This window comes from Thermoanaerobacterium sp. RBIITD, assembly GCF_900205865.1.
In the GTDB taxonomy this organism is placed as follows: Bacteria; Bacillota; Thermoanaerobacteria; order Thermoanaerobacterales; family Thermoanaerobacteraceae; genus Thermoanaerobacterium.
Genome location: NZ_LT906662.1, coordinates 1599062 through 1611300 on the forward strand (window position 1 = coordinate 1599062; position 12239 = coordinate 1611300).

The 12239-nt window shown below is 33.8% G+C and carries 10 protein-coding genes; all 10 read left to right on the plus strand.

All coding sequences use genetic code 11. The features are described from left to right. Positions 1–103 precede the first annotated feature (103 nt). The 10 genes from spoVG to CPG45_RS07490 all read left to right on the plus strand — a co-directional run bounded on the left by spoVG (position 104) and on the right by CPG45_RS07490 (position 12169). Positions 104–385 carry a septation regulator SpoVG gene (gene spoVG / locus CPG45_RS07445; protein WP_096231312.1) on the plus strand — a complete coding sequence of 94 codons (282 nt, stop codon included), beginning with the start codon at positions 104–106 and terminating at the stop codon, positions 383–385. A gap of 108 nt (positions 386–493) precedes the next feature. Beyond that, positions 494–1867 (plus strand): bifunctional UDP-N-acetylglucosamine diphosphorylase/glucosamine-1-phosphate N-acetyltransferase GlmU, encoded by a 1374-nt coding sequence (glmU, locus tag CPG45_RS07450; protein WP_096231313.1) that lies wholly within the window; start codon positions 494–496, stop codon positions 1865–1867. A 3-nt stretch (positions 1868–1870) separates the two neighbouring features. Beyond that, positions 1871–2821, plus strand: a complete 951-nt coding sequence (locus CPG45_RS07455) for a ribose-phosphate diphosphokinase (protein ID WP_096231314.1) — start codon at positions 1871–1873, stop codon at positions 2819–2821. Between the two features lie 105 nt (positions 2822–2926). After that, complete coding sequence (locus tag CPG45_RS07460; protein WP_096231315.1) at positions 2927–3610, plus strand: response regulator; 684 nt, start codon at positions 2927–2929, stop codon at positions 3608–3610. A gap of 1 nt (position 3611) precedes the next feature. Beyond that, a complete protein-coding gene (locus tag CPG45_RS07465; RefSeq protein ID WP_096231316.1) occupies positions 3612–5033 on the plus strand; it encodes a sensor histidine kinase in 1422 nt (473 codons plus the stop codon). 245 nt (positions 5034–5278) lie between these two features. Next, on the plus strand, positions 5279–6631 hold the full coding sequence (locus CPG45_RS07470; RefSeq protein WP_096231317.1) for a S1C family serine protease: 1353 nt from the start codon (positions 5279–5281) through the stop codon (positions 6629–6631). Between the two features lie 141 nt (positions 6632–6772). Beyond that, complete coding sequence (gene pth, locus CPG45_RS07475) at positions 6773–7345, plus strand: aminoacyl-tRNA hydrolase (RefSeq protein ID WP_096231318.1); 573 nt, start codon at positions 6773–6775, stop codon at positions 7343–7345. A gap of 20 nt (positions 7346–7365) precedes the next feature. Further along, the gene (locus CPG45_RS07480; RefSeq protein ID WP_231969048.1) at positions 7366–7701 is read left to right on the plus strand and encodes a hypothetical protein; all 336 of its coding nucleotides are present in this window, start codon (positions 7366–7368) and stop codon (positions 7699–7701) included. Positions 7702–7706: 5 nt separating this feature from the next. Beyond that, on the plus strand, positions 7707–11207 hold the full coding sequence (gene mfd, locus CPG45_RS07485) for a transcription-repair coupling factor (RefSeq protein ID WP_096233528.1): 3501 nt from the start codon (positions 7707–7709) through the stop codon (positions 11205–11207). Positions 11208–11260: 53 nt separating this feature from the next. Beyond that, positions 11261–12169: a peptidylprolyl isomerase gene (locus tag CPG45_RS07490; RefSeq protein WP_231969049.1), complete on the plus strand. Its 909-nt coding sequence runs from the start codon at positions 11261–11263 to the stop codon at positions 12167–12169. Positions 12170–12239 lie beyond the last annotated feature (70 nt).

The following is a 12239-nucleotide window of genomic DNA, read 5'->3' on the forward strand; positions in this document are numbered from 1 at the left end:
ATTTAGAATTGATGGCGAATAATAATAAGGTAAAGAAATTTTATTTAGTAATTTTCAAATAATCACCCATTATGGGCTTATTTTGCAGGAAGGTGGTGAGCTTATGGAAATTACAGACGTCAGGGTGAGAAAGATAAACGAGGAAGGCAAAATGAGAGCTGTGGTTTCTGTAACCTTCGATAATGAATTTGTTGTTCATGATATTAAGGTTATTGAGGGACAGAATGGCTTGTTTATTGCAATGCCAAGTCGTAAAACTCCCGAAGGAGAGTTTAAAGATATTGCACACCCGATAAATTCTGAGACAAGGGCGAAAATACAGGACGCAATACTTAATGAATACGAGAAAGCGAAAGAACAGGACAAGCCACAGGATCAGGAATAAAAAGGAGTTATCTCCTTTTTATTTTTTGTTGAAGTTTAATTAAAATATAGTTAAAATAATATAGTAAAGAATTGAAAAAATAAAAGAAAAGTAGTAGAAGGTGTCAAAATGAAGAAATTATATACACTCATACTTGCAGCCGGTCTTGGCAAGAGAATGAAGTCAAGACATCCTAAGGTTGCACATAAGGTTTGTGGTAGACCAATGGTAGAATGGGTTGTTAGAAGTGCAAAAGCGGCAGGTTCTGATGATGTTATAGTTGTCGTTGGGCATGGGGCAGATGAAGTAAAGAGCATATTAAGTGATGATGTAAAATTTGCATATCAGGAAAAGCAACTTGGTACTGGACATGCAGTCATGATGGCAAAGGATATGCTACCTGATGAGGGTGATATAATGATTTTGACTGGTGATACACCTCTTATCACATCGGGAACTTTAAAAGAATTTTATGATTTTCATTTGAATGAGGGGAATTCTATAACTATATTATCTTCTATATTTGATGATCCGCAGGGCTACGGAAGAATTGTGAGGGGTTCTGATGGCGGTGTTTTAAAAATTGTAGAGGATAAAGATGCAGATGAAAAGATAAAAGGCATCCATGAGATAAATTCTGCCATGTACATTTTTAAATTGGATTATTTAAAGAAATCTCTTGAGCATATTAATAACAATAATGCACAGAGTGAATATTATCTGACGGATGCTATCGAAATTGTAAAAAACATGGGCGGCAAGATAGGAGCATACAAGGTTCATAGCGAAGAGATCATGGGTGTTAATTCGAGAGTCCAACTTGCTGAGGCAGAGAAAGTCATGAGGAAAAGAATAAATGAAAGACATATGTTAGAAGGTGTAACAATTATAGATCCTGATAATACCTATATAGGTCCGGATGTAAATATTGGTATAGATACAATAATTTATCCAGGGACCATAATTGAGGGTAATTCTACAATCGGCAAGGATTGCGAAATAGGACCAAATTCTCGTATAATCGATTCGGAGATTGGCAATGGATGTAAAATTATATTCTCAATGATTACTGAATCAAAACTCTGCAATAATATTAAACTTGGACCATTTGCGCAGATTAGACCGGATAGTGTAATACATGATAATGCAAAGCTTGGTAATTTTATTGAAATCAAAAAATCTATTATTGGGGAAGGTACAAAAGTACCACATCTCACTTATATAGGTGATGCAGAAGTTGGGAAGCGCGTCAATATGGGCTGTGGCTCAATAGTTGTAAATTACGATGGTAAGAGGAAGCACAAGACTACGATAGGTGATGATGTTTTTGTTGGATGCAATGTAAACCTCGTATCACCTGTTAAAGTAAATAATAATGCATTTATAGCAGCCGGTTCGACAATAACAGATGAGGTACCGGACGGTGCACTTGCTATTGCAAGATGTCGTCAGACAAACAAAGAAGGTTGGGTAGAAGGAAGAAGAAAAAAAGGAGGACTATAAGAAGTGGTGAGACACGGAGGATCAATAAAGATTTTTACAGGTAATTCCAATCCGGAATTGGCAAAGGAGATTGCCGAAAATTTGGGACTTACACTTGGTGATTCAGAAGTTGGAACATTTAGCGATGGAGAGATTAGTGTTAGAATAGGTGAAAGTATAAGAGGTGCAAATGTTTTTGTAGTGCAATCGACATGTGCACCTGTAAATAACAATTTAATGGAACTTTTGATAATGATAGATGCTTTTAAGAGAGCATCTGCAGGTGAGATAACCGCAGTTATACCATACTATGGCTATGCAAGGCAGGATAGAAAAGCAAAGCCAAGAGATCCAATAACAGCAAAATTGGTGGCAGACCTTATAACAGTTGCAGGTGCCGACAGGGTACTTACAATGGATCTGCATGCTGCACAGATACAAGGATATTTTAATATACCTGTTGACCATCTTCTTGGTGGACCAATTCTTGCCAAATATTTTATAGAAAAAGAACTTGGTGGTGATGTTGTAGTTGTTTCACCTGACCACGGAAGTGTAGTAAGAGCGAGAAATTTTGCCGAAAAATTGAATGCACCTATTGCTATAATTGATAAAAGAAGACCAAAGGCCAATGTAGCTGAGATTATGAATCTTATCGGCGATGTAAGAGGCAAAATTGCAATTCTCGTAGATGACTTAATAGACACAGGAGGCACATTACAGCAGGGTGCACAGGCTCTCATAGATAATGGCGCAAAAGAAGTCTATGCGTGTGCAACACATGGAGTCTTGTCAGGCCCTGCTATTGACAGGATTAAAGATTCCCCTATAAAGGAATTAGTGATAACGGATACTATACCATTGCCTGATGAGAAAAAAATAAGCAAAATAAAGATTAGATCTGTTGCACCACTTTTGGCAGAAGCTATAATGCGCATTTATGAAGGTATGTCAGTAAGTAAATTATTTGTATAGGCACTAAGGTGCCTTTTTTTAATGCAAATTTAATTCATATTACTTCATTGCGGTTTAATGATATATTATGTATAATAGTTTTAAGATATAATAAGGGGTGTTTTTATGGGAGAGAATAAAAAGATATATATTGTTGATGATGATAGAAATATATGTGAAATAATTTCTTTGTACCTTGAAAAAGAGGGATTCAGCACTTTGAGAATCGGTGATGGCACAACGGCTCTTAATAAAATAAAAGAAGAAAACCCTATGCTTATTATACTTGACTTAATGCTTCCAGGCATTGATGGTATGACGTTATGCAAGGAAGTGAGAAAATTCACGGATGTTCCGATAATCATGCTTACGGCAAAAGGTGATACTTTTGACAAAGTATTGGGGCTTGAGATAGGTGCAGATGATTATATTGTTAAGCCTTTTGATGGAAAAGAATTAGTTGCGAGAGTTAAAGCTGTTTTAAGAAGATACGAACATAAAGAGGATAATGGTGACTATATAACATATCCAGATTTGTCCATAAGCTTAAGTGAATACAAAGTCATATACAAGGGGAAAAATATTGATTTGACGCCAAAGGAATTAGAGCTTTTTTACTTTTTGTGCACACATCCCAACAAGGTTTTTACAAGGGATCAGCTTTTGGAAAATGTTTGGGGATATGAATACATGGGTGATAGCAGAACTGTAGATGTCCATGTAAAGAGGTTGAGGGAAAAAATGGGAGATGGGCCAAACTGGAAGTTAACAACAGTATGGGGTGTCGGATATAAATTCGAGGTGAAATGATTTGGGTAGAAACAGGCTTTTTAGAAGGCTGCTTTTTACTAATATAGCGATTATTTTTATAACTATGGTAATGCTGTTTATATTATTTTATATAATGTTTCAAAATTACTATTTTCAAGAAAAAGAAAGAATAATGGTTGAAGAAGGAAAGCAGATAAATACTATATTGAATGATTATATAATAGGTGATATAGACCTTGATAGATTAAGTCAGAATTTAAATGTTGTCGATAGATTTATAAATGCATCAATTTGGGTCGTCAGTACGGACGGACGTATATACATTCAATCGAGGAACTTTGAAAAAAACTGGACAGGAGTAAAGTTAAGTCAAGATGATATTAAAAATATTTTACATGGTGAGACTATCGTAAGAAGGGGTTATTTTGGCGGAAGATTTACACAGCCGGTATTGACAGTAGGACTGCCACTTGTACTAAATGGAAAGATTCAAGGTGCAATATTTATGCATGCACCCATTGTTGAGATGCAAAAAACATTGATGGATATATTTTTAATAATGATTATTGCCATATCAGCATCTATATTGGTTGCATTTATATTAATTTCATACACATCTAAAAGAATTTCAGATCCTTTAAAAGAGATGAGCCTTGCTACAAAGAAAATGGCAAAAGGGGATTTTTCGACTAAGATAAATGTCATTGATGATGATGAAATAGGTGATCTTTCAAAATCATTTAATGTCATGTCAAGTGAGCTAGGAAGAATAGACAGTGCGAGAAAGGAATTTGTTGCAAATGTTTCTCATGAACTGCGTTCGCCACTTTCGACAATTCAAGGATATATCGATGGTGTTGTCGATGGTACAATACCTCAGGATAAAGCGAATTTTTACCTTGGGATAGCACAAAAAGAAACGCGGCGCATGGCGAGGCTTATTTCTGAGCTTCTAGATATTACAAAGATGGAATCAGGTGAATTTCCTTTAACCATTTCAGAATTTGATGTCAATGAGTTGATAAGACTAACATTGATCAAGATGGAATCCCGCATAAATGATAAAAAATTAATGGTAAAGGTAGACTTTGATAGTGAAAAAAATATTGTTGAGGCAGATAAGGACAGAATAGAACAGGTTTTAACAAATTTAATTGATAATGCGATTAAATTCTCGGACATAGAAGGTTACATCCATGTATTAACAGAGAAAGCAAAAGATAAACTGTATATAAAGATACAAAACAAAGGCAAGATAATACCAGATGATGAAATACCACATATATGGGATAGATTTTATAAAGCGGATAAGTCAAGAAGCGGCAGCAATGGTGTTGGTTTAGGCTTATATATCGTAAAGAATATAATAAACCAGCATAACGAAGACATTTGGGTAAAAAGCAACAAAGAGGATGGAACGACCTTTACATTCACATTAAAGCTGAAAAAAATTAAATCATAGAATAAAATTTTTACAATTTGTTCATAGTTTATTCATAAATTAAAGATATAATAATAATTGAGAGAGAGAAAAGCCTCTCCTTGACCTCCCTTATTATAGCAGTCCGAGCCACCCCTCGGGCTGCATTTTAATTTATAATTAAAAATAATATAAATTCTTAAAAATTATTTACAAAGTGTTCACAGTTTATTAAAAATTCTCTTCTATAATGTAATTATGAAAGATAATTAAGGAGAGTGAATCATATGGATTTAAATAATAATCAAAATCAAAACATAAACAATGATGATATAAAAAATGATGACGAAATATTTACTTCAAATGAGGACTTTGAAAATTCTATGGACAAGACAGCAGAAATTCCCGCAACATATAATCAAAGTGGGGGAGTATCTGATAGCCATGAGATGCCAAGAGTAGAGTTTAGAAACAACAAAAAGAGCTTGGGAAAGATGGTAAAAAGATTTAGAAGAAGAATGTTTGTTTCTTTTGTTGCTGTCGCTTTAATAGCTGCTTTAGCAGGTGGTGGAACTGTCGCTGGTGTGATGAGGTATTACAATGTAGGTCAACAGCCGCAAATTATAAATAGATACTTACCATTGTCATCTGATAATAATAATTTTAGTCTTATAACAAATATTGCAAAGATAGTAAGCCCTGCCGTTGTCGGTATTGATACAAGCGTATCATATTCAAATGGTTATAGAAGCGCTCTTGTACCTCAAGGTAGTGGGTCTGGTATAATATTTGATTCACAGGGATATATTGTTACAAATAATCATGTAATAAATGGTGCATCGAAAATTACAGTTAACCTTTCCGATGGTAGGAAATTCTCTGCTCAATTGGTTGGCAAAGATGATAAGACAGACCTTGCAGTCTTAAAGATAAACGCGCCAAATTTAACTGTTGCTAAATTCGGTGATTCATCAAAGCTTGAAGTTGGTGAGCTTGCTGTTGCAATAGGAAATCCACTTGGAGAAAGCTTTGCAGGAACTGTTACAGCGGGAATAATAAGTGGCTTAAATAGGAATCTTCAAAGTGATTATGGCCCTGTGAGACTTATACAAACAGATGCGGCTATAAACCCTGGTAACAGCGGTGGACCCCTTGTAAATAGCAAAGGTGAAGTAGTTGGCATAACAAGTGTCAAGTTAACATCGACAGGTGGGTCAGATGTTCAGGATCCATTTGGTATGTTTCAGAGTCAAGGTACACCTGTAGAAGGGATGGGGTTTGCAATTCCAATTGATGAAGCAAAGCCAATAATAGACCAGCTTATAAAACATGGTTATGTTGAAAGACCGATGATGGGTGTTAGCATACAGGAAGTTTCACAACAGGATTCAAAGCAATACAATATACCAGTCGGAGTATATATCGCACAAGTTCAACAAGGAAGTGCTGCAGATAATGCAGGACTTCAAGCAGGTGATATAATAACATCAATAGATGGGACACAGATAAAAACATTTGATGATTTACAGGGAATATTGAACAAGCATAAAGTCGGTGATACGATAAATGTCACCTTCTGGAGAAATGGGAAAACTCTTAGTGCAAAGGTAAAACTTATGAGCAGTGCTAATGCACAATAGTATACAATAATGTACAATTGGTTCTTTACCAGATTCCTCCCGCTGGTAAAGAGCCTTTTTTAATTGTAAAAAATACCTTATCTTTTTTTTAAAATGATTTATGATATAATTAAAAATAGTACGACGGGAGGTTTTTTTATTATGTATATTATTGCAGGGCTTGGAAATCCAGGCAAAGAATACGAAGGAACAAGGCATAATATGGGTTTTAATGTAATAGATAATCTTGCTTCAAAACTTAATATTGATGTACTAAAGCTTAAATTTAAGTCATTAATTGGTGAGGGAATCTTTAAAGGTGAAAAGATTATATTGCAAAAGCCACAAACATTTATGAATTTAAGTGGTGAAGCAATATATGATATAATAAATTTTTATAAGGTACCTCTTTCAAATCTTATCGTTGTATATGATGATAAAGATCTTGATGTTGGTAAAATAAGAATTAGAAAGAAAGGCAGTGCAGGTGGACATAACGGCATGAAATCGATTATATATCTTTTAAATAGTGAAGACTTTCCAAGAGTGCGCGTTGGCATTGGAAAACCTGATGGAGATATGATAAAACATGTCCTTGGAAGATTTAATGATAGCGATATGGAGCTTGTAAATAGTGCTTTATCAAATGCCTCAAATGCTGTACTTGACATTATAGAGAATGGAGTTGAACATGCCATGAATTTATATAATGGCAATGGTACATGTGGGTTATAGGTGGACTAATAAGTACTTTCATGGCTTATTTTTTAAATAAGTTTATAGTAAATAAATATGGCGATAAGGCTATAATATATGGAGTACCTTTCGCAGAGGAGTCTTCAAAAACCATTATTGGGTATTTTTCTGGCAGTATAATAGGTGTACATGCTGTATTCGGTATAACAGAAGCATTGAATGATTTTTTTTCAGCATCTAAAAGAGTAAACTTTCGCGCGGCAATGTTAAGTATAATGAGCCATGTGGTATTTGGTTTAATGACATATTATATAACAACTTATATAAATATATATGTTGCGGTAATTTTTGCATCATTTATACATGGGTACTGGAATAGGATTATGTTGAGGTGATAGTGTTGTTTATAAAACCCATAGAAAATTTAAAAGAGATTATAGATATAAAAGAGGCAATTGAGAAAGATAATGTACCAATTTTAATATATGGTCTTACAGATTCGCAAAAATCTCATGTAGCTCATTATATTATAAAGGAATTTAATAAGAAAGTATTATTTATAACGTACGATGATGTTGAGGCAAGGATGCTTTACGAAGATATGACCTCTTTTTTACATGGTGATGCATATTTATTTCCATCAAGAGACGCTCTTTTTTATAAAGTAGATGCGGCGAGCCTTGACCTAATTGGAAGAAGGCTTAAGACAATAAAAAATATCATTGATGAAAAGCCTGGTGCTTTCGTTGCATCAATAGACGCTGTAATGAATAAAATTATGCCATTAGATATATTTAGAAAATACAGCTTTTCATATAAGATTGGCGATGCTGTAGATTTAGAAGAGATTACTTCATCATTAGTTACTATGGGATATGAAAGAGTGCCAATGGTAGAAGGCAAGGGACAATTCAGCATAAGAGGCGGAATAATAGATTTCTTCTCACCTATGATGGAGGAGGCATACAGGATAGAGCTATTTGATGATGTTATTGATTCAATTAGAAGCTTTGATGTATTCACACAGAGGTCATTAAATAATGCTGATGTGATAGAGATATTTCCTGCAAGAGAATTTATCCTTGAAGATAAAAATATCAAATTGGGTATGAAAAATTTGAGCAGCTGTTTGAATTCATATATATCAAGAATAAAGGAGAGCCATAGCGGTAGAGCAGAAAAACTAAAAAAGAAATTTGATGAGATAATGGAGAATATAGAAGAGACGAAAAACACATCAAATATAGGGGAACTTCTCAATTTTTTTTATGAAAAATTATATTCTATAATTGATTATTTTGATGATGCAATTATTATTCTCGATGAAAATATTAGGGTCAAAGAAAGAGCCACAAATATCCTAACAGAATTTAGCGAAAATTTTAAATCACTTTTAGTATCTGGAGAAGTTTTGCCAGAGCAATCAGGCTTGCTATACGATTATGAGGAATTATTAAAAAAACTTAAACAAAAGCCACTAATTTTGATGAATACCATTATAAAATCTGATAGTAATATAGAACCAAAAAGTATTGTTAATTTTGTGTCAAAGTCAATGCATCCATTTCATGGCAAATTGGAATTGTTAGTTGACGATTTAAAATATTATAAAAGAGCTGGTTACAAGGTTATACTGTTATCCAGCAATATTGAAAGAGGAAAAATACTAAAAAATTCTTTAATGAGCTATGGAATGGAGATTCCAATAATCGATGATGATGATTATGATATTCCGGAAGGAAATATTTTAATATATCCGGGGACGGTAAACAAAGGCTTTGAATATGTTGATGCGAAATTTGCTTTAATAAGTGATGCTGAGATATTTGGGCAGTCAAGAAAACCTCGAAAGACATTTAAAATAAAAAATGGCAATAGAATAAAGAATTTTACTGAACTTACTGTTGGTTCATATATAGTGCATGTAAATTATGGAATTGGTAAATATGAAGGGATAGAGAAAATAACTGTCGATGGTGTGACAAAGGATTATCTTAAAATTATTTATGCAGGTGGTGATAAACTTTTTATTCCTGTTGAGCAGTTAGATCTAATTCAAAAATATATAGGTCCTGAGGACAAACCGCCTAAGCTTAATAAACTTGGTGGTAATGAATGGGCAAGAGCAAAAAGAAAAGCTAAAAAAGCCGTAGAAGAACTTGCAAAGGATCTTATTAAACTATATGCAAAAAGACAGACAATGAAGGGATATGCTTTTTCAAAAGACACGCCATGGCAAAAGGATTTCGAAGAGAGATTTCCATATGAAGAAACAGAAGACCAATTAAGATGTATTCAAGAAATAAAGGAAGATATGGAAAAAGAAAAACCTATGGACAGGCTTCTTTGTGGTGATGTTGGATATGGTAAGACAGAAGTTGCTTTAAGGGCTGCATTTAAAGCCGTAGCAGATGGTAAACAAGTTGCTTTTTTATGTCCTACGACAATATTAGCCGAGCAACATTATACGAATTTTATTCAGCGCTTTAAAGATTTTCCTGTTAAGATCGAGATGCTTTCGAGATTTAGAAGTCACAGAGAACAATCAGAAATAATAAAATCTCTTAACGAAGGAATTATCGACATCCTAGTAGGAACACATAGAATTTTGCAGGATGATGTTAAATTTAAAAATTTAGGGCTTTTGATAATAGATGAAGAGCAGAGATTTGGTGTTGCACACAAAGAGAAGATAAAAAGATTAAAAGAAAATGTGGATGTTCTGTCATTGTCAGCCACACCGATTCCAAGGACGCTACACATGTCACTAATAGGTATAAGGGACATGAGCGTCATTGAAAACCCGCCAGAAGATAGATATCCTGTTCAGACATATGTTGTTGAATTTAATGAAGAATTGATAAGGGATGCAATACTAAGGGAAATGGGCCGCGGTGGTCAAGTGTATTTTGTATACAATAGAATAAGTGGGATTAATAAAATGGCGGCACTTATTAAAGAATTGATACCAGATGCAAAGGTAGTTGTAGCACACGGACAGATGGATGAAAGGCAGCTCGAGGAAATAATGATGGGGTTTTTAAATGGTGATTACGATGTGCTTGTATGTACGACTATTATTGAAACAGGTCTTGATATACCAAATGTCAATACTATTATAGTATGTGATGCTGACAGAATGGGGCTTTCGCAGCTATATCAATTAAGAGGTAGGGTCGGAAGGTCGAACAGATTAGCGTATGCTTATTTCACTTATAGAAAGGACAAGGTCATAACCGAGGTTGCTGAAAAAAGATTAGAAGCCATAAAAGAGTTTACCGAATTCGGTTCAGGTTTTAAAATTGCGATGAGGGACCTTGAAATAAGGGGTGCTGGTAATCTCCTTGGAGCAGAACAACATGGACATATAGATGCTATAGGCTATGACATGTATTTAAAGCTTCTCGACGAGGCTATAAGGAATTTAAAAGGTGAAATAAGTGAAGAAAAGCCAAATACGACGATAGATATTAAGATAAGCGCATATATTGATCAGGAATATATAGAAGATGAAAACCAAAGGCTTGAGATGTATAAAAAGATTTCGTCTATTGAAACGAAAAAGGATGTCGATGATATCATAGATGAGCTTATAGACAGGTTTAAGGAATATCCAAAACCAGTTGAAGCACTTATAGATGTAGCATACCTTAAAGCATTGGCGAGAAGTGTAAATATCACTGAAATTTCGGAAAAAGGCTCATCTATAATACTAAAATTTAAAGATGCTAACTCTATTAATATGGGAATAGTTGATAATTTGATAAAGGAATACAAAGGTAGTCTTATGTTTTCAGGGCAGCTTCCACCATATCTCACATATAAATATATGAAAAAAGAGAGCATTTTGAAAGAATTAATTGGACTTGTGGGGAAAATTAAATGTTTGCAGATTAATTGAATATGATATATAATGAAAGTATATAATATTGATATTATGAGAGGATGAATGTTTTGAAGTTAAAAAAACTTAGCACGATTTTGGTATTGTCATTAGCACTTACCACATTGACATCTTGTGCATCAAGCAAAAATATAGTTGCAAAAGTTGATGGGCAGAATATAACTGTAAAAGAATATCAGGATTCTTTTAATCAGGTAAAAGATCAGATAAAGAGCAATCCTCAATATAATAAAGATGTCTGGAATCAAGATTACAATGGGAAAAAATTCATTGACGCAGTAAAAGAATCTGTTTTGGATAACCTAATAATGGAGAAAGTATTACTTAAAGAGGCACAAAAAGAGAAGTTAACTGTTACAGATAAAGAAATTAATAATGAATATAACAGTGAAAAAACATCAAATAAAAATGTAACAAAAGATATGGCTAAGAACAATTTGCTAATAAATAAGCTTGTTAGTGATTGGACAAAAAATGTAAAAGTTTCTGATAGCGATGCTGAGAAATATTATAATGATAATAAAAGCCAATTTGAAGTTGTTAAAGCAAGTCACATATTAGTGGCGGATGAAAAGACAGCTAATGAAGTTTATGACAAATTACAAAAAGGCGCTAATTTTGCGGATCTCGCCAAACAGTATTCTACAGATACTGGAACAAAGGACAAAGGTGGTGACTTAGGAGAGTTTCCAAGAGGTACTATGGTGTCAGAATTTGACCAAGCTGTTTTTGCATTAAAAGCTGGTGAGATATCAAAACCTGTCAAAACACAGTTTGGGTATCATATAATAAAATCAGAAGGAACATCGATAAAACCATTTAATGACGTAAAAAATAGTATAATATCGTATCTTGAAAACAATAAGAAGAAAGAAGTTTTTGATAATAAGTACAACGAGCTTAAGAAGGTTGCAAAGATTGAAAAATTTCCACAAAATATAAAGGTTACCGTAGACTAAAAAAGACACCATAAAGTGTCTTTTTTTTATGTATAAAATTATGGTAATACATAAATACTAATCATTGAAC